The 19,433-nt window shown below is 68.6% G+C and carries 14 protein-coding genes; 4 read left to right on the top strand and 10 right to left on the bottom strand.

All coding sequences use genetic code 11. From position 1 onward, the window contains the following. Positions 1 to 69: 69 nt before the first annotated feature. Together HNP52_RS08950 and HNP52_RS08945 are read left to right on the top strand one after the other, a co-directional pair. Entirely contained in the window at positions 70 to 2,133 is a 2,064-nt protein-coding gene (locus HNP52_RS08950) for a phosphocholine-specific phospholipase C (RefSeq protein WP_184165705.1), read from the top strand. A 182-nt stretch (positions 2,134 to 2,315) separates the two neighbouring features. After that, entirely contained in the window at positions 2,316 to 3,671 is a 1,356-nt protein-coding gene (locus HNP52_RS08945; protein ID WP_184165702.1) for an MFS transporter, read from the top strand. On the opposite strand, the gene HNP52_RS08940 is transcribed toward HNP52_RS08945, so the two are convergent. From HNP52_RS08940 to HNP52_RS08910, 7 genes are all read right to left on the bottom strand, one after another. Beyond that, positions 3,629 to 4,396 (bottom strand): DeoR/GlpR family DNA-binding transcription regulator, encoded by a 768-nt coding sequence (locus HNP52_RS08940; RefSeq protein WP_184165699.1) that lies wholly within the window; start codon positions 4,394 to 4,396, stop codon positions 3,629 to 3,631. The two genes, HNP52_RS08945 and HNP52_RS08940, sit on opposite strands and share 43 nt — an antisense overlap. Before the next feature lie 100 nt (positions 4,397 to 4,496). Next, positions 4,497 to 7,460 (bottom strand): TonB-dependent receptor, encoded by a 2,964-nt coding sequence (locus tag HNP52_RS08935; protein WP_260396035.1) that lies wholly within the window; start codon positions 7,458 to 7,460, stop codon positions 4,497 to 4,499. 201 nt (positions 7,461 to 7,661) lie between these two features. Next, positions 7,662 to 8,600 (bottom strand): copper resistance protein B, encoded by a 939-nt coding sequence (locus HNP52_RS08930; protein ID WP_184165693.1) that lies wholly within the window; start codon positions 8,598 to 8,600, stop codon positions 7,662 to 7,664. After that, a complete protein-coding gene (locus tag HNP52_RS08925; RefSeq protein ID WP_409372631.1) occupies positions 8,597 to 10,270 on the bottom strand; it encodes a copper resistance system multicopper oxidase in 1,674 nt (557 codons plus the stop codon). Before HNP52_RS08925 ends, HNP52_RS08930 begins: the two co-directional genes overlap by 4 nt. Before the next feature lie 326 nt (positions 10,271 to 10,596). Beyond that, positions 10,597 to 11,163, bottom strand: a complete 567-nt coding sequence (locus HNP52_RS08920) for an RNA polymerase sigma factor (RefSeq protein WP_184165687.1) — start codon at positions 11,161 to 11,163, stop codon at positions 10,597 to 10,599. Then, positions 11,160 to 11,597: a Spy/CpxP family protein refolding chaperone gene (locus HNP52_RS08915; RefSeq protein WP_409372615.1), complete on the bottom strand. Its 438-nt coding sequence runs from the start codon at positions 11,595 to 11,597 to the stop codon at positions 11,160 to 11,162. The genes HNP52_RS08920 and HNP52_RS08915 overlap by 4 nt, the downstream gene beginning before the upstream one ends. Further along, positions 11,597 to 11,866: a hypothetical protein gene (locus HNP52_RS08910; protein ID WP_184165684.1), complete on the bottom strand. Its 270-nt coding sequence runs from the start codon at positions 11,864 to 11,866 to the stop codon at positions 11,597 to 11,599. The genes HNP52_RS08915 and HNP52_RS08910 overlap by 1 nt, the downstream gene beginning before the upstream one ends. 297 nt (positions 11,867 to 12,163) lie before the next feature. On the opposite strand from HNP52_RS08910, the gene HNP52_RS08905 reads away from it, so the two are divergent. Continuing rightward, positions 12,164 to 14,524, top strand: coding sequence for a heavy metal translocating P-type ATPase (locus HNP52_RS08905; RefSeq protein ID WP_184165682.1), 2,361 nt, complete (start codon positions 12,164 to 12,166; stop codon positions 14,522 to 14,524). A 16-nt stretch (positions 14,525 to 14,540) separates the two neighbouring features. Next, positions 14,541 to 14,930 carry a Cu(I)-responsive transcriptional regulator gene (gene cueR / locus HNP52_RS08900; RefSeq protein WP_184165679.1) on the top strand — a complete coding sequence of 130 codons (390 nt, stop codon included), beginning with the start codon at positions 14,541 to 14,543 and terminating at the stop codon, positions 14,928 to 14,930. Positions 14,931 to 14,936: 6 nt separating this feature from the next. Here cueR and copD read toward each other — a convergent pair whose 3' ends face one another. From copD to HNP52_RS08885, 3 genes are all read right to left on the bottom strand, one after another. Next, on the bottom strand, positions 14,937 to 15,800 hold the full coding sequence (copD, locus tag HNP52_RS08895) for a copper homeostasis membrane protein CopD (RefSeq protein ID WP_260396034.1): 864 nt from the start codon (positions 15,798 to 15,800) through the stop codon (positions 14,937 to 14,939). Positions 15,801 to 15,804: 4 nt separating this feature from the next. Then, entirely contained in the window at positions 15,805 to 16,179 is a 375-nt protein-coding gene (copC, locus tag HNP52_RS08890) for a copper homeostasis periplasmic binding protein CopC (RefSeq protein ID WP_184165676.1), read from the bottom strand. 67 nt (positions 16,180 to 16,246) lie between these two features. Beyond that, the gene (locus HNP52_RS08885; protein ID WP_184165673.1) at positions 16,247 to 19,432 is read right to left on the bottom strand and encodes an efflux RND transporter permease subunit; all 3,186 of its coding nucleotides are present in this window, start codon (positions 19,430 to 19,432) and stop codon (positions 16,247 to 16,249) included. Position 19,433: the final 1 nt, after the last annotated feature.

The raw sequence follows: 19,433 nt of genomic DNA, 5'->3' as shown, positions 1-19,433 counted from the left end.
GCGCGCCTAGGCGCGACCAAGTCTCGCCGGCACGCCGCCGGGCCGGGACCAATGCGTACGGGAGTAGTCATGCCGATCGATCGCCGCACCTTCATCCTCGGCGCCTCGGGCGTTGCCGCCGCCGAGACGGGCGCCGCGACCGGCCTTGCCCGCGCGGCGAAGGGCCGGAAGGGCTCGATCCAGGATATCGAGCATGTCGTGATCCTGATGCAGGAGAACCGCTCCTTCGATCATTATTTCGGTACGCTGCGCGGCGTCCGCGGCTTCGGCGATCCGCGCCCGATCGCGCTGCCCGGCGGCAAGTCCGTCTGGGCGCAGCGCCGCGCCGATCGCGACGGCGGCCAGGTCGCCTGGCCCTTCCGCCTCGACTATAACGGCAGCAACGCCCGCTGCTTCACCGGGCTCGACCACAGCTGGAAGGACAGCCAGGCGCGCTGGCGCAACTGGGACGTCTGGGCCGACCAGAAGGGCCCGCTGACCATGGCCCACCTCACCCGCGAGGACATCCCTTACTATTACGCGCTCGCCGACCAGTTCACGATCTGCGACAGCTATCACTGCTCGCTCCAGGGGCCGACCGGCCCCAACCGCCTCTATCATTTCAGCGGGACCAACGGCCTGAGCGTCGGCCAGGAAGGCGAATATTGCGTCACCAATGGCGGCACCGATCCCAATCCGGGCGCCGACATGGCGAAGGACGACGCGAGCGAGGGCCTGCCCTGGCGCAGCTATGCCGGCCGGCTCGAGGAAGCCAGCATCTCCTGGAAGCTCTATCAGGAGATCGCAAATTATTCGGACAACCCGCTGGGTTACTTCAAGGAATTCCGTAAGCTCGACCGCGCCTCGTCGCTCTACAAGCGCGGCCGCGCCTATGTCGACTGGGTCGACGGCATCGCGCCGAAGAACCCGGAGAAGACCCGTGCGAAGCACCTGATCGCCGCCTTCGCCGCCGATGTCGCCGCGGACCGGCTTCCCGCCGTCTCCTGGATCGTCCCGATGATGGAGATGAGCGAGCATCCCGACGCGCCCGTCCCCTTCGGCGAAGTGCTGATCTCCAGCCTGGTCGCCGCGCTCGCCGCCAATCCCAAGGTCTGGGCCAAGACCGCCTTCATCCTCAACTATGACGAGAATGACGGCTTTTTCGACCATGTCCCCGCCCCGATGCCGGCGATCGCCCCGCAATATGGCGCGAGCAATGTCGATGTCCGCAGCGAGACCTACCAGGGCGAGCCGGTCGGCCTCGGCCCGCGCGTGCCGATGATGGTGATCTCGCCCTGGACGCGCGGCGGCTGGGTCAACTCGCAGTTGTTCGACCACACTTCGGTGCTGCGCTTCCTCGAGAAGCGCTTCGGCGTCGCCGAGCCCAACATCTCGCCCTGGCGCCGCGCGATCTGCGGCGACCTCACCTCGATGTTCGATTTCGATGTGACCGAGCGCCAGCGCCTCGACACGCGCTGGGCCGCCGCCCTGCCCTCGGTCGCCAGCTATTTCGAGGAGACCGAGAAGCTCTGCAAGACCGCCCCGCCCCCGAAGATCGCGACGGGCAAGGGCGTCCCGGCCCAGGAACCCGGCACCCGCCCCGCCCGCGCCTTGCCCTATCGCTTCACCGTCGAGCCGGCCTGGTCCGAAAGCGGCCTGACCCTGCGCTTCGTCAATGACGGACCCGAAGGCGTGGTGTTCGGCGTGCAGGACGAGACCGCCTTCCCCGGCTGGCGCTATTTCACCGTCGCCGCAAATTCACGGCTGGAGGAGCAATGGCCGCTTCGCCGCGACCGGGCGCATGCGCTGGTCGTGCAGGGCCCGAACGGCTTCCACCGCGAATATCGCGCGAACGGCGCCGCCCGGATCGAAGCGACGATCGCCTGGCAGGGCAGCACCGGTACGCTCCACCTCGCCAATCGCGGCACCGCGCCGGTGACGCTCGCCAGCCACTGCGCCCATAGCGACGCGCGGGCGAGCCACGCCCTCGCGCCCGGCGCCGAGATCCAGGCGCCGGTGCCACTTGCCGAGCATCATTGGTACGACCTGCTGCTCACCGGCGCAGACGGCACCCGCCTGCGCCTCGCCGGCCATGTCGAGACCGGCAACCCCGGCACCAGCGAACCGGCCGCTGCCTTCCCACATCGAGTTTAATACCCTTCAGTTCCCCGGCGAAAGCCGGGGCCCAGGGTTTCTCTGCCGTCCCGCCTGTTACCCTGGGCCCCGGCGTCCGCCGGGGAACAGCTAGTACACGCGGCAGCCCCTCCACGATCGCCCACTGTCATAACCCTGTTGCGAACCGCCCCTAGCAGCACCGCCGGACAAAGGCGGACGCAATGGAATCGGGCGCTGCAACGGACAAACTGCTGAGCCCCCGCTTCCTCGTCCTCGCGGCGATGGAGTTCTGGGAGCGCTTCGCCATGTCCGGCATGAAGTCGCTGCTCGTGCTGATCCTGGTCGATCACGTCCTCGCCGGCGACCTCTCCCGCATCCTCGGCGCAGCCGCGGTCCGCGACGCCAGCACCGCGCTGTTCGGCCCGGTCTCGACCACCGGGCTCGCCTCCCAGCTCTATGGCTATGCCAATGCGCTGATTTATCTCTCGATCCCGCTCGGCGGACTGGTCGGCGACCTGGTCGGCGGCCGCCGCCGCATGGTGGCAAGCGGCGGCGCGCTGATGCTGCTCGGGCTGATGCTGATGCTGAGCAACCAGAGCTTCCTGATCGGCCTGGTCCCCTTCGCGATCGGCACCGGTCTGCTCAAGGGCAACCTCTCCGCCCAGGTCGGCCTGTTGTTCGAGGACGAGGCCCAGCGCCGCCGCGGCTATGCGCTCTATCTCGGCTTCCTCAACGCCGGGATCATCTGCGGGCCGCTGGTCTGCGGCACGCTCGCCGCCCTTGCCGGCCCAGCCTATGCGATCGGCGCGGCGGCACTGGCGCTGCTGGTCGGCCTGGTCTTCTACGCCCGCAACGGCACCGAGCCCGCGCGCAGCAAGGCCCATGCCGCCACCAGCGCAAACACCAGCCCGCTCGCCGCCACCGCGCTGCTGATCGTCGCCCTCGCCGCGATCTATCTCTGCTATTCGGCCTATGAGCAGCTCAGCAACATCTTCCTGGTCTGGTCCCGCGCGCATCTCGACCTCAGGCTCGGCAACTGGGCCATGCCGGTCGCCTGGTTCCTGTCGCTCGACGGCGCCTTCACCCTCGTGCTGATCGCGGTCTCACAACTGGCGATGCGCGCGCTCGAACGCCGCGGCATCACGATCAGCGCCGCCACCCAGATCCTCATCGGCTGCCTGTTCTGCGCGGCGGGCTATCTCGTCCTCGCGCTCGGCACCACGCTCACCAGCGGCGCGCTGCCTTTGGCCTGGGCGCTCGCCTATCTGCTGCTGATCGACATGGCGATCGTGCTGATCTGGCCCTCGGGCCTCAGCCTGATCGCTGGGATCGCGCCAGGCCGGCTGGTCGGGCTATGGATGGGGCTCTTCTACCTCCACGGCTTCTTCGCCAGCCTGTGGGTGGGGTTCAGCGGCGTGTTCTACGAGCGGATGCCGGCCGGCCAGTTCTGGCTGCTCCATGCCGGCGTCGCGGCGGCCGGGGCGCTGCTCATGCTCGCCGCCGGCCTGCCGCTGCTGCGCGCCGTCCGCGCGCGTCAGGCGATCACCACCTCGGCATGCGCGAAGGCCTTGGCATAGTCGCTGTCGAGCGGCTGGTCGGTCACCAGGATGTCGACATCGGTCAGCGCCGCCGTCTGCACCAGCGCATAGCGCCCGAACTTCGACGAATCCGCCGCCAGCAGCACGCGCTTCGAGGTAGCATAGGCGATCCGGCTCATCTCTGCCTCGCCCGGATGGAAGTCCATCAGCCCGCGCTCGATGCTGATCCCGCCGACCGACAGGATCGAGAGATGTGGCGAGAAGCCGCGCACATAGTCCTGCGCACTGTGATCGGAGAAGGCGCGATAGTCATAGTCCATCTGCCCCCCGGCCAGGAACAGCCGGTTGTTGTTGATCCCGCCCAGGTCGTTCGCCACGCGCAGCGAATTGGTGATGACCGTCAGCGAGCGCCGCTCGACCAGCTGGCGCGCGATGAAGCAGCTCGTCGTGCCGGAATCGATGAACACGATCCCGCCATCGGGCACGAACTCCGCCGCGACCGCCGCGATGCGCTGCTTGGCATCGGCATTCTCCTCCATCCGCTGGTGGAGCGGCCCTTCGAGCACCGGCGCGGCGATGCGCGCGCCGCCATGTTCGCGGATGATGACGCCCTGATCCTCGAGCGCACGCAGCTCGCGGCGGATCGTCTCGTCCGAAACCGCGAGATCCGTCGCCAGCGCCGTCACCGACAGCGTTCGTCCGCTGCGCAGCCGCGAGATGATCTCGCGCTGGCGCTGTGACCTCTTCTCTATCGCTCCCTCCATCGCTGTCTCCGCTGGTTGCGCGGAGAGACATGCTGGGCACCCGGTAATTTGCAAGCAGGAATGCCGGGGCCGGCACGAAACCGGCCCCGGCCTGCGCGCCTCAGAAGCCGAGGCGGGCGGTCAGCCGCATCGAGCGCGGCGCCTGGTAGTTCACCGGCGAACGGTAATCGGGGTTGGTCGAGCCATCCCCCTGCTCGCCGAAATTGTTGTACGACGTCACCGACTTGCTGTTCAGCAGGTTGAAGATGTCGACGCGGATCGACGCATCCACGCTGTACGGCAGCGGCAGGCGGAGCGACGCGCTGACGTCGATCTGGGTGCGCCAGTCGCCGTTGAACGCCGTACCGCGCGGGATCAGCTTGCCCTGGCAGTAATAGCCGTAGCCGCGATAGGTGTTGGCATAGGCGTCGACGCTCAGCGGCACCGCGCCGATGCAGCTGTAATGCTGCGGCGACTGGACCACGGCATTGGCGCCCACGTCGAGCATGTCGTTCAACCGGTAGCTGCCATAGGCCTTGAAGTTGTGCCGGCGGTCGCTGGGCAGATAGCCATAGGCGCCGTTGACGAAGCCCGGCGAGTCGAAGTCCGCGGTGCGGTTGATCGCGAGCTGGCCGTTCTCCGAGCGGACACCGCCCTCGTAATTACCCTTGTTGAACGCGAGCGTGTACGAGGCCGAGAGGCTCCACTTCTGGTCGAAGGTGCGATCGAAGGTGAGCGTCACCGCGTCATAGTTGCGGCTCGGCTTGGGATAGCCGAGGTCCGATGCCTTCAGCGTTACCACCGGGGTCGAGCCGTCGGGCAGCGAAGCGAGCTGCACGGTCACGTCGCGACCCGGATTGGCGATAACGAACTGGCGGCCGCCCGGGAACGACGCCTGGCACTGCGCCGCGGTGAAGCCCTTGGTCATGCAATAGGCGCGGGCGCCGATGTCGACCGAGATATCCTCGATCACGTCCTTGAGCCGGCGATGGGTGAAATAGGCACCGATGCGGACATGGTCGGCGAACTGGTGCTCGGCGCCGAAGATGAACTCATTGTCCGACTGCGGCTTGATGTTGCTGGCGATCGCGCCCGAGGGGTTGAACGCCGAACCGTCGGCCGAGACTTCGCAATTCTTCACCTTGGTGTCCGGGCAGGCAGTGGTGTTGGCCACCGTCAGGATCGCCGCACCCGCATTGGGCACGTTGCCCGCGCCGCTGGTGCCGGTGAACAAATTGTAGCGGGTATAGGTGATCAGGCTGCCCGCGACGTTCAGATTGAGGTCGCCGGCCATCGGCAGGTAGTACTGCGCATAGGATCCGAAGATCTTGGTGCGCCCGTCGCCCAGCGGATCGAACGAGGCGCCGACGCGCGGTGCCCAGAGGTTGCCCGATTCGAAGAACGACTTGCCGTTCACGCCCTGGTTGCTGAAGCGGTCGTTGCGCAGGCCGAGGTCGAGCCGCAGCCGGTTGTCGAACAGCGACCACTGGTCCTGGATGTAGAAGGCTTCGTTGCGCACGTGCGCGGTGCCGTTCTGCGCATAGACGCGGGTGGTGTAATATTGCGTGCCGACCGCCTGGCCGATGCGCGCCGCCGATTCCGCGGTGACGGTGTAGATCTTGTACGCGCCGCCGCCGATCGTCTCGAAGGTCTGTTCCTGCGTGTCCTTCTCATGGTCATAGCCGATGCGGACATGGTGGCTGCCGAGCAGGTGGAACTGCAGGTCGACATCGCCGCGATAGAATTCGCGCTCATTGTCGGTCTTGCTGTAGGCGTCGGTCACCTTGTTGGCGCCGATCTGGATGCCGGCCGGATCGGTCCGGTAGTCGGTCACCTGCGGGTTGGTGATGTCGAGCGGGACGTTGCCCGAGCGCAGCTTGTTGACGCCGTAGGCGCCCGAAACGGTCAGCCAGGGCGTGATCGTGCCGGTGTAGCGGCCGACATAGTTGGCGCCGCCCGAGCGGGCATCGGTGCCGCCGGTCTTTCCACCCAGCGTGAAATTGGTGCGATCCCAGTTCTGGCTGCGGTTGCGGGTGTCGTTGGTGGTGTCGAAATAGGTGAATTCGAGGTGGTGGTCGCCGGTGATGTACGCGTCGACCTTGCCGCCCCAGAACGGGCTGGTGTTGACCACGCTGGTCGCGTTGTTCTGGTTCGCCGACGGGGTCATCGAGCGGATGTTGCGGAAATTGTAGAGGCCGTAGACGAACAGGTGATCCTTGATGATCGGGCCGCTCGCCTGGAAGATCAGCTCCTGCCGGCTCGCCGTCGCATGGCGATAATCGGTGGTGCGGGTCGAGGGCGAGGTGCTGCGCAGGTCGTTCGGCTCCCAGATGCCGGTCACGCTGGCATGATACTGGTTCGAGCCCGACTTGGTGGTGGCGACGACATAGCCGCCGGTCGCGCGGCCGAACTCGGCCGGGGCGCCGCCGGTCTTCACTTCGACGGTCTCGTAGAAGTCGAACGGCACTTCGGTCGGCTGGCCGCCCGAGACGAAGTCGGTGACGTTCAGGCCGTTGATGAAGAAGGCATTCTCGGTGAACGCCGCGCCGGCGATCGAGACCTGGTTGGCGAAGCCGCCGTTCGAGGGCGAGCTGCCCTGCACCGTGCCGGGGGTCAGCAGCATCACGTCGCGCAGCGAGCGGCCGATCGGCACGCGCTGGGTGAGCGAGGCGAGGTTGATCGTCGCGCCGACGGTGGTGTCCTGGAAGTCGGCGGTGCGCTGGCGCGAACCGTTGACCACGATCTCGTTGCCGTCTTGGGCAGCGGGGGCAAGGCGGAAGCTGTTGGCGCCGCCGGTCTCGCGGGTCAGCGCGATCGCGCTCTCGGTATAGGTCGCATAGCCCTGGGCGGTGACGGTGAAGTCATAGTTGCCCGGGGTGAGCTGCGGGAAAGTATAGGCACCCGCGCTGTCGGTGGTGACCGTGCGGCTCACGCCCTTGTCCGACGAGGTGATCTTCACTTCGGCGCCGGCCAGCGGCGTGCCGTCCTCGGCCGTCACCCGGCCCGATGCGGCGATGTTGGTATAGTCCTGCGCATGGGCGGAGGGAGCGGCGAGGATCACGGCCGGAGCCGTGGTGCTGAGCATCAACAGCGCGCGCAGGACTGCGCGCGACGAAAGTCGCGTATGGGCGAGCATGGGACCCCCAATGGTGATCGAAATTGCTGCGACCGGCGGGTTACCGTGCCGCAGCCGGGGCACTAGGCGCGCTGCGTGGATATTTTGTGACAATCGGGCATTAAACGCACAAAAATCCCACAAGCCGGTATTTGGGTGCGCCGGGCCTCCTCAGAACCAGGCCCGCACCCCGGCCACGAAGCTCACCCCGCCCGTGCCGTCGCCGCGCGCCCGCGCATAGTCGGCGGTCCGCCCGAAGCTCCGCTCCCAGCTCACGCCCACATAAGGTGCGAACTCGCGCACCCGCTCGTAGCGCAGCCGCAGCCCCAGCTCGGCGCTCGACAGCCCCGCGCCCACGCCGTTCGCGGGCATGTCCTGCGCCGACAGGTTGAGCTCCGCGCGCGGCTGGAGGATCAGGCTCTGGGTGATCCGCTGGTCATAGCTCCCCTCGATCCGCGCGCGCACATCGCCCTTGCCGGAGAGGAACACCGATCCTTCGAGGTCGAACCAATAGGGCGCCAGTCCCTCGACAGCGAGCACCGCCCAGGTCCGCCGCGGCCCGCGCCCGAGATCCTGCCGCACGCCGGCCTGCAGGTTCCAGTAGGGATCGATCGCCCGGCCATAGAGCGCCTGCACCTCGGCACTATCGATCCCCTTGCGGAACACGCCCTCGCCCTGCGACTTGATCCACAGCCGGTGGATGTCGCCGCCCCACCAGCCCTCGCCCTGCCAGCGATAGCCGGTCTCGCCGCTGCGCAGCTGCACCTCGGCCAGATCGAGCATCACCTTGCTCAGCGCCATCCCGCCATGTTCCATCCGCACCGCGCGCTGGGCATCGGCCATCGCCTCCGCCCCCCAGAAGCGATCCGCCGCGCGGCCCGGCACCGGCGCCGGCGCGGTCGCATTGCCCGCCGGCAGGTCGGTCCCGGACTTCTCCCCCGCGCCCGCCATGTCGTGCCCGGCATGCGGATCGGCCGGCACAGGCGTGGGAGAAGGCGCCGGCATCGGCATCGCCGACATGTCATGCCCGGCATGCCCCGAATGGTCCTGCGCCATCGCCGGCACCGCCAGCACCAGCGCCGCCGCGCCGCTCAGCCACCGCGCCTTCATGCCGCATCTCCGGCAAGCGGGCGGACCTGGACGGTCTGCATCATCCCGGCATGCATGTGGTAGAGCAGATGGCAGTGGAACGCCCAGTCGCCCGGCTCGGCGGTGACGTCCCAGCTCACCTTGCCCCCCGGCGCGACATTGACCGTGTGTTTGCGCGGCGCATGGTCGCCATGCCCGGTCACCAGCTCGAAGAAATGGCCGTGCAGATGGATCGGATGCGCCATCATTGTGTCGTTGATCAGCGTCACCCGCACGCGCTCGCCGGTCTCGAACGCCAGCGGCACCTTCGCGTCGGAGAATTTCACCCCGTCGAACGCCCACATGAAGCGCTCCATATTGCCGGTCAGGTGCACCTCCATCTCGCGCCCCGGCGCCCGCACATCGGGATTGCGCTCGAGCGCCACCAGATCGCGATAGGTCAGCACCTTGTGCCCGACATCGCCCAGCCCCTGCCCCGGCTCGCCGGTGCGGTCGACCGGCATCGGCGCGATCGTCTGCACGCCCGGCCCCATCACCACCTGCGGCGCATTGGCCGGATCGCGCATCTTCATGCGCATCGACCCGTGATCCATGCCCGGCATGTCGGCCATGCCGCCCATCGCGCCGTGGTCCATGCCGGACATGTCCATCCCCATGTCCTTCATCGTCGCGATCGGCCGCGCCCGCAGCGCCGGCACTTCGGCGACCATCCCGGCGCGCGGCGCCAGCGTCGCCCGGCCCATGCCCGAGCGATCGACCGCCTCGGAAACCAGCGTGTACGCCCGGTCCTCGGGCTCGACGATCACATCATAGGTCTCGGCCACGGTGATCTGGAACTCGTCCACCGTCACCGGCCGCACGTTCATCCCGTCCGCCGCCACGATCGTCAGCTTCAGCCCCGGGATGCGCACGTTGAAGATCGTCATCGCCGAGGCATTGATGATCCGCAGCCGCACCCGCTCGCCGGGGCGGAACAGCGCCGTCCAATTGTCCTTCGGCCCATGCCCGTTGACCAGGTAACTATAGGTCGATCCGGTCACGTCGGAGATGTCGGTCGGGTCCATCCGCATCCCGCCCCAGTCGAGCCGGTCCTTCGCCGTCTGCCCCCCGGCGCTGGTGAGCGTCTGTTTCTGCCGGTTGAAATAGCCCGGCTGCTGCTTGAGCTTGCGGAAGATCGCATGCGGATGCAGCGGACTATGGTCGGACAGCATCACGACATGCTCGCGATCGAAGCGCACCGGATCGGCGTCGCGCGGCTCGATCACGATCGGCCCGAACAGCCCGACCTGTTCCTGCAGCCCCGAATGGCTGTGATACCAATAGGTCCCCGCCTGCACGATCGGGAACTCATAGGTGAAGCTCGACCGCGGCTTGATCCCGGGAAAGGAAATCCCCGGCACACCGTCCATCTGGAAGGGCAGCAGCAGCCCGTGCCAATGGATCGAGCTGTCCTCGTCGAGCGCATTCTCGACATGCACGCGCAGATTCTGCCCCTCGCGCAGCCGCAGCAGCGGACCCGGCACGGTGCCGTTGATCCCGATCGCATGGCTCTCGCGGCCATCGACCTTCAGCATCTGATGGGCGATGCGCAGATGCAGGTCCTCGCCGGAGACCTCGGGCAGTGCCCCCGCCGTATTGGACTGCGCCCAGGCCGGGAACCAAGCCCCCAGCGCCACCCCGCCCCCGGCCATCAACACCTGCCGCCGATCCAACACGCTAGTCTCCTCAGCGCGAGAACCGCGCTTATGGGAGTTACGCGGGGGAGCGGGGTTGCCCTCCCCAAAATTCGTCATCCCCGCGCAGGCGGGGATCCAGAGTCACAAAGGACCTCGCTCTGCCACCCTGGATCCCCGCCTGCGCGGGGATGACGGAATAAGGCGGGAATGACGGCGAAAAACTGTTCCCCGGCGAAAGCCGGGGCCCAGGGTCACAAGCGAGACAGAAGAGAACCCCTGGACCCGGGCTTTCGCCGGGGAGCAGAAAGCGTTGAAGGCGCCCCCATCGAGCAAGTGAGCGCCTAGCCCCCCAAAACCTCCCCCAGCCGCAGCCTTGCCCGCCGCAACCTTGTCTCCACCGCCTTCTCGCTGACCTCCAGCGCCGCCGCCGTCTCGGCCTGCGACAGCCCCTCGATCGTCCGCAGCACGATCACCTCGCGCAGTGCGGAAGGCAGCCCCGCGATCGCCCGCGACGTCCGCGCCAGCGCCTCGCGATCGGCGACCTCCACATCATGCCCCGGCCGGTCCTCGGCGACCCGCTCCGCCGCATCGTCGATCGGCAGCGCAAGGGCGATCCACCGCCGCACCGCGCGCCGCCGGCCCCAGTCGCGGCACTTGTTGATCGCGATCGTGGTCAGCCAGGCCCGCATCGGCCGCGCCGGATCATAGCGGCGCAGCGCGCCATGCGCCGCGAGGAAGGTCTCCTGCACCAGGTCGAGCGCCTCGTCGGGATCGCCGATCGACCCGACGACGATCCGGTAGATCGCCTCGCGGTGCCGCTGCAATATCTCGGCGAACGCCGCCGTCCGCCCGGCAAGGCTCAGCGCGGCCAGCTCGCCGTCGCTCAGGTCTTTGAAATCGAGGCTCACCGGCTCTCGGCGGTCAGCGCCTTCACCACCGCCTTGTCGAACTTCGCCGCCTGGTCGGCACGCAGCACCGCGCGCATCGCGAAGATATGCGCCAGCGTCTCCTTCTGCATCTCGCCCATCGTCACATGGATATGGTCGACCGCGGCGCGCACGTCCGGCCCGGCCGAATGCTCGCTCTCGATCGCCGCGGCCAGTCGGGCATTGTCGGCGCGCTGCGCCATCTCCAGCGCCTGCTTGCGCAGCGCGAACTGCCGCTCCAGCGTCTCGATCTTCGCATGCTGCGCGGCATCGAGGTCGAGCCCCGAATGGAGCAGCGCATGCAGCTCGCCCCCGGGCGGTTGCGCCGCCGGCCACAGGAACCGTCCGGCCGCCACGCCACCCAGCGCCGCCACGAACGCGATCAGCGCGATCAGCAATACCCGCCGCGCACCCATCAGCTGCCGCCCAGCAGGGTCGAGGGCGCCAGCGCCAGGCTGCTGTCGAAGGTCGCGACCTTGTGCGCGGGCGCCTGCATCGCCCAGCTGCCGCCCAGGCCCATGCCCACCGCCAGCACCGCCGCCAGCGCGCCGGTCACCGCGAAGCGGTCCTGCCGTGGCCGAGGCGCGGCGATCCGGTCGAGCACCGACGCCGACATATCCTCCAGCCCCGGATGCACCGGCCGCGCCGCCAGCCGCCCGAGCATGTCATCGAGATCGTCACGCATGGTCTTCTCCCCAGCCCCTTACGCACTGCGCGCCGCCTGCCCTCAAAGCAAAGCGAAATTTTCGCCCATCCAATTCCCCTCCCTGCAAGGGAGGGGCTAGGGGTGGGTCAGGGATTGCCGGGCTCGATGCCCGGCAATCCCTTTATTCCCCAGCGACTGGCTGAGCTCGCTACGCTCGCAACCCACCCCCAACCCCTCCCTTGCAGGGAGGGGAGTGAAACGCGCACCCGAAACCAAACCACCCCTTGACCCTGACATGATGTCAACCTCTACATAGCCCGGCATCGGAGGAACGTCATGCCAAGCCACACCCACCACGATGCCAGCCACGACCACCAGCACCACGCCTGTTGCGGCAGCGCCCACGCCCAGCCCGACAGCGTGAAGGACCCGGTCTGCGGCATGACCGTCGATCCCGAAACCACCCCGCACCACGCCTTTCACCACGACGCGGAATTCCACTTCTGCAGCGCCGGCTGCCGATCGAAATTCCTCGCCGATCCCGAGCGCTACCTCTCCCCCCAGCCACAGCCCGAAGCCCCGGCCGGCACGATCTACACCTGCCCGATGCACCCCGAGATCCGCCAGATCGGCCCCGGCTCCTGCCCGATCTGCGGCATGGCGCTCGAGCCCGAGACGATCACGCTCGACAGCGGCCCCAATCCCGAACTGGCCGACATGACCCGCCGCTTCTGGTTCGGCCTCGCCCTCGCCCTGCCCGTCTTCATCCTCGAAATGGGCGGCCATTTGTTCGGCCTCACCATGGCGATCGGCCAGCAGCTGTCCAACTGGATCCAGTTCGCCCTCGCTACCCCGGTCGTCCTCTGGGCGGGCTGGCCGTTCTTCGAGCGCGGCTGGGCTTCGCTCCGCACGCGCAACCTCAACATGTTCACCCTGATCGCGATGGGGGTGAGCGTCGCCTATACCTATAGCCTGGTCGCAGTGCTCGCCCCCCGCATCTTCCCCGCCGCCTTTCGCGGGCATGATGGCGCCGTCCCGGTCTATTTCGAGGCCGCCGCGGTCATCACCGTCCTCGTCCTGCTCGGCCAGGTGCTGGAACTGCGCGCCCGCGACCGCACCTCGGGCGCGATCAAGGCTTTGCTCGATCTCGCCCCGCGCACCGCGCGCCGCATCCGCGAGGATGGCAGCGACGAGGAAGTCACGCTCGACCTGATCCAGGTCGGCGACCGGCTCCGCGTCCGCCCCGGCGAGAAGGTCCCGGTCGATGGCGAACTGCTCGAAGGCCGCGTCGCGATCGATGAATCGCTGGTCACCGGCGAGTCGATGCCCGTCACCAAGGAGCCCGGCGCCAGCGTGATCGCCGGCTCGCTCAACACCACCGGCGCCTTCGTCATGCGCGCCGACAAGGTCGGTGCCGACACCCTCCTCGCCCGCATCGTCCAGATGGTCGCCGAGGCGCAGCGCAGCCGCGCGCCGATCCAGCGCATGGCCGACAAGGTCTCGGCCTGGTTCGTCCCCACCGTCATCGCCGTAGCCCTCGCCGCCGCGCTCGCCTGGGGGCTGGTCGGCCCCGAGCCGCGCTTCGCCTATGCGCTGGTCGCCGCCGTCTCGGTCCTCATCATCGCCTGCCCCTGCGCGCTCGGTCTCGCCACGCCGATGTCGATCATGGTCGGCGTCGGTCGCGGCGCCCAGGCCGGCGTACTCATCAAGAATGCCGAAGCGCTGGAGCGGTTCGAGAAGATCGACACGCTGATCGTCGACAAGACCGGCACCCTCACCGAAGGCCGCCCGGCAGTCACGCTGGTCCGCCCCGCCCCCGGCCAGGACGAAGCCGAGCTGCTCCGCCTCGCCGCCAGTGTCGAGCGCGCCAGCCAGCATCCGCTCGGCGAAGCGATCGTCCGCGCCGCAACCGATCGTGGCCTCCCCCTCGCCGAAGTCACCGATTTCGACGCCCCGATCGGTCGCGGCGTAACCGGCACGATCGAGGGCCACGCGCTCCTGCTCGGCGGCCCCCGTCTGATGCGCGAGAACGGCATCGATCTCGCCAGTCTCGCCGATCCGGCCGAGGCGCTGCGCGGCGAAGGCGGCACCGCGATCTTCGTCGTGATCGACGGCGCGCTCGCCGGCCTCATCGGCGTCTCCGATCCGATCAAGGCCAGCACCCCCGAAGCGGTCCGCGCCCTCAAGGCCGAGGGCATCCGCGTCGTCATGCTGACCGGCGACAACCGCACCACCGCGCTGGCGGTCGCCGCGAAGATCGGCATCGACGAGGTCGAAGCCGAAGTCCTGCCCGAGGACAAGGCGGCAGTCGTCCAGAAGCTGCGGGCGGAAGGCCGCGCCGTGGCGATGGCCGGCGACGGCGTGAACGACGCCCCCGCGCTCGCCGCCGCCGAAGTCGGCGTGGCGATGGGCGCAGGTTCGGACGTCGCGATCGAGAGCGCGGGGGTTACCCTGCTTCAGGGCGACCTGAACGGTCTGGTCCGCGCCCGCCGCCTGTCGCGCGCGGTGATGCGCAACATCCGCCAGAACCTCGTGTTCGCGTTCGCGTACAATGTCGCGGGCGTGCCGATCGCGGCGGGGCTGCTCTATCCGTTCACCGGCATCCTGCTTTCCCCGGCGATCGCGGCACTGGCGATGGCGCTGTCTTCGGTGAGCGTGATCAGCAACGCGCTCCGTCTCCGTCTGGTCCATTTGTGATGCGAAGGATTGTACGATGAACATCGGACAGGCCGCACAGGCGAGCGGCGTCTCCCAGCGGATGATCCGCCACTATGAGAAGATCGGCCTGATCCCGGTCGCATCGCGCCGGGAAAGCGGCTATCGGGACTATTCGGACGCCGATGTTCACAGGCTCCGTTTCATCGCCAATGCCCGCGATCTCGGCTTCCCGATCGACGAGATCGGAAAGCTGCTCGACCTGTGGAACGATCGCGCCCGCTCGAGCGCCGAGGTCAAGGCGCTGGCCACCGCCCGGGCGGAAGAGCTCCGCCGCAAGGCCGAGGCGCTGGAGGCGATGCGCCGCACATTGCTGGATCTCGCGGGCCGCTGCCACGGCGACGCGCGGCCCGATTGCCCGATCCTGGAGTCGCTGGCGAAGGGGTAAGTGCGACTATCCGAGGCCGGAAGGATCAACTGTGCCAAGCCAGGCAACGATCAGCAGTATGGAAGCCCCGATCCCGGCCTCGATCGCCAGGCTGGCCCGCAACCGCCCCAATACCCTCCCGGAATCGCCCTCGGCCATGGCGGTCTCGAACCCCGGCACCAGCCGCCAGCGATTGGCCGCGGCCAGCCCCAGCATGAGGCCGAACAGCGTAACCTTAGCGACGATCAGCGTACCATAGAGAGCGCCCGGAAGCGCCCCTCCCGTCACCGCGATCAGGTTGACGATCCCGGTCAGGATCAGCACCCCGACCACCGCCGTTCCGGTACTCGAAAAGCCCCGCAACACCCTGTGCAGGCGCCATAAATCGGCCTGTTCCCTGGGTCGCCCCGCCAGCCACACCATGGCGATCAACGCGCCGATCCAGATGCCGGCGGCCAGCAGATGCGCGATGTCGGCACCCAGCTGCAGCCAGCTCCCCGCCGCCCCGTGCCCGCCCCAGGCCAGGCTCGCCAGCGCGACCGCGCCGAAGGGCAAGCCACCCCGTCCGAGCATGAGGTCCAGGGCCAGCACGGCCACCCGCACCAGCCAGGCCGTCCCCCCGCTCATCCCGAACAGCACCGCCTCCAGCACCTCGCGGTCCGGAGCCAGCAGGCCGGTGCCCCCAAGGCTCGCCACCAGCCCCGCCAGCCCCAGCAGGGAGAGCCCCAGCCCCAGCCCGGCGGTCAGCCGGAACAGCGCCTTGAACGGCAGTACCGCCCCCGAAACCCGCTCGTCCCGGCGCAGGGCGTGGAGGCCGAAGGCCCCCAGCCCGAACAGCGCCATCAGGTCGAGATAGAGCAGGAAGCGAACCGAGATGGCGAGCGCTTCCAAGAGCTTAGCGAACCTTGAATTCGATCGCGCCTTCCACCTTGTGGGTGTCGGCGGAGACGACCTGGTAGCTCAGCCTGTAGCTCCCCGCCGCCAGCGGCCGCGCGAAGGTGACGACCAGGCTCTTGCCGTCCGGCCCGATCGCCACCCGGCCCTGCATCGGCATCGCCGGGTGGTCGGCCATGCCCGGCATCCCGGTCATCACCAGCTGCGCGGTCGAGAGCCGCGCCACCAGCGCCTCGGAGAAGGACAGCTCCACCTTGGCCAGCGGCTTGACCGTGGCATTGGCCGCCGGGGTCGAGGCGAGCAGCTTGGGATGGGCAAGCGCCGGCGCCGCGACGATCAGGGTGGTGGTGGCAAGGGCGGAAATCAGGCTACGCATTCTGGGGGTCTCCAGCCAGCGGCACCAGCGCCGCCACGATCCCTTACGCAGCCCGGCCGCCGCCCCCTCATGTCGCCTCGCTCGCCCCTGGTTTCCCGAAGCGCGCATAGAGCGTCGGCAGCACGAACAGGGTGAGCAACGTCGCCGAGATCAGCCCGCCGATCACCACCGTCGCGACCGGCTTCTGCACTTCGGCTCCGGCCCCGTGCCCCAGCGCCATCGGCACGAAACCCAGGCTGGCGACCAGCGCGGTCATCACCACCGGTCGCAGTCGCTGCATCGCCCCGGCCCGCGCCGCCTCGACCCGGTCCATGCCCGAGCGGACGAGGTCCTGGATCGACGAGACCATCACCAGCCCGTTGAGCACGGCGATGCCCGACAGCGCGATGAACCCCACCGCCGCCGAGATCGAGAAGTCCATACCCCGCAGCGCCAGCGCGAGCGCACCCCCGACCAGCGCCAGCGGCACGCCGGTGAACACGATAGCGGCATCCCGGATCGACCCCAGCGCCCCGTAGAGCAGCAGCAGGATCAGCGCGAAACAGGCGGGCACCACCAGCGCCAGCCTCTGGCTCGCGGCGGCAAGGTTCTCGAATTGCCCGCCCCATTCCAGATAGTTGCCCGGCGGCAACCGCACCTCTCGGGCCACCGCCGCCTGCGCGTCGGCGACCACGCCGCCCACGTCGCGCCCGCGCACATTGGCCTGCACCACCACCCGGCGCTTGCCATTCTCGCGGCTGATCTGGTTGGGCCCGTCGACCACCGCCAGCTCGGCCACGCTGGAGAGCGGCACGAACCCGCCGGCGGCCACCGGCACAGGCACCTGCCGCAGTGCCTCGAAGTCGCCGCGCTGCGCTTCGGACAGGCGCAGCACCACCGGGAAGCGACGATCGCCCTCGAAGATCATCCCCGCCACGCGCCCGCCCAGCGTCGCTTCGATCGTGTCCTGCACGTCCTGCGCGGTGACGCCGAGCCGGGCCATCGCATCGCGGTTCACCCTTATGTCGAGCATGGGCAGCCCGCCGGTCTGCTCCACCTTCACATCCGTCGCCCCGCGCGTCTCGCGCAGGATCGCCGCGATGCGCTCGGCGGTCGCGTTCATCGCCGAGAAGTCGTCGCCGAACACCTTCACCGCGATGTCGCCGCGCACGCCGGCGATCAGCTCGTTGAAGCGCATCTGGATCGGCTGGGTGATCTCATAGGCATTGCCCGGGATCTTCGCGAGCTGCCCCTCCAGCCGCTCGACCAGCGCTTCCTTGGACAGGCCCGGGTCGGGCCACTGGTCGCGTGGCTTGAGGATCACGAACATGTCGGTGGCGTTGGGCGGCATCGGATCGGAGGCCAGCTCCGCCGTGCCGGTCTTGGAGAAGGCGAACTTCACTTCGGGCTGGCGCGCGGCCAGCCGCTCGATCGGCACCTGCATCGCCTGACTCTGCTGCACCGACGTCGCCGGGATGCGCAGGGCCTGGATCAGCAGGTCGCCTTCGTCCAGCTGCGGCAGGAACACCTGGCCGAGCGATACGAAGGCCAGCGCCGCCACGCCCAGGCTGGCCAGCGCCGCGCCCAGGGTGATTCGGGGATGTGCCATCGCCCGGCCGAGCCCCGGCTGGTAGCGTCGCCGCAGCCAGCCCAGGATCCGCCCTTCCTTCTCCTCCACCCGCTTCGACAGCCAGATCGCGATCGCAGCCGGCACGAAGGTGAGCGACAGGATGAAGGCGCAGGCGAGCGCGATCAGCACGGTCAGCGCCATCGGGACAAAGGTCTTGCCCTCCACCCCGCTCAGGGTGAGCAACGGCACATAGACGAGCATGATGATCGCCTGGCCATAGACCGAGGGCCGGATCATCTCGCGCGCCGCCTCGGACACGGTCTCGAGCCGCTCGCTCTCGGATAGCGGCCGCCCCGCCGCGTGCTGGCGCTCGGCCAGCCGCCGCAGCGCATTCTCGACGATGATCACCGCGCCATCGACGATCAGGCCGAAGTCGAGCGCCCCCAGGCTCATCAGGTTGGCCGACACGCCAACGCGCAGCATGCCGAAGCCGGTCAGCATCATCGTCACCGGAATCACCGCCGCCGCGATCAGCGCCGCGCGGAAATTGCCCAGCAGCAGGAACAGCACCGCGATGACCAGCAGTGCGCCCTCGCCCAGGTTGCGTCCCACCGTCTGGATCGTCGCGTTGACCAGCGCGGTGCGGTCCAGCACCGGCTGGACGACGACATCGGGCGGCAGCGAGGCGTTGATCGACTTGAGCTTGTCCGCCACCGCCGTCGCCACGGTACGGCTGTTCTCGCCGATCCGCATGATCGCGGTGCCAACCACGACCTCGGTACCGTTCTCGGACGCCGACCCCATCCGCACCGCCTGCCCGGTACGCACCGTCGCTACCTGGTCGAGCGTGATCGGCACGCCGCCACGGCTCGCGACCACGACACGGGCAAGCTCCGCCGCGTTGCGGATCCGGGCATCGGCGCGCACCGCCAGCCCCTCGCCATTCCGGTCGATCGAGCCGCCGCCGCTGCTGAGGTTGTTGCGCTCGATCGCGGTGGCGAGATCGGTCAGCGTCAGCCCGAGCGAGGCGAGCTTGGCCACGTCCGGCACCACCAGATATTGCCGGGCATAACCACCGATCGAGTCGATGCCCGCCAGCCCCGGTACGTTCTTGAGCAGGGGCGCCACGATCCAGTCCTGCGCGGTACGCAGATAGGTCGCCTTCTCGGTCTCGCTGGCCAGCCGCTCGCCCTCGGGGGTGATGTAGCTGCCATCGGGCTGCATGCCGGGCTCGCCGGGCTTGTGCGTGTCTTCCTTGCGATGGTCGAGCCGGACGGTCCACATATAGACTTCGCCCAGCCCGGTCGCGATCGGCCCCATCTCGGGCCGCACGCCGGGCGGCAAGGCATCGTCGATCCCGCCCAGCCGCTCGTTCACCTGGGCGCGGGCGAAATAGATGTCGGTCGCGTCGGAGAAGACCGCGGTGACCTGGGCGAAGCCGTTGCGGTTGAGCGAGCGGGTATATTCAAGGCCGGGAATCCCGGCCAGCGCCGTCTCGATCGGGAAGGCGACCTGCTTCTCGACCAGCTCGGTGGAGAGCGCGGGCGCGCGGACGTTGATCTGGACCTGGTTGTTGGTGATGTCCGGCACCGCGTCGATCGGCAGCCGGTACAGGGCGGCGGCGCCGACGATCGCGGCGATGGCGGAGAGCAGGACGACAAGCCAGCGCTTGTCGACCGCCCAGCTGGTGATGCGGGCGATCATG

Origin of the sequence: Sphingomonas kyeonggiensis, from assembly GCF_014204495.1 — a bacterium.
In the GTDB taxonomy this organism is placed as follows: Bacteria; Pseudomonadota; Alphaproteobacteria; order Sphingomonadales; family Sphingomonadaceae; genus Sphingomonas; species Sphingomonas kyeonggiensis_A.
This window is presented reverse-complemented; position numbering and strand designations above follow the sequence as displayed.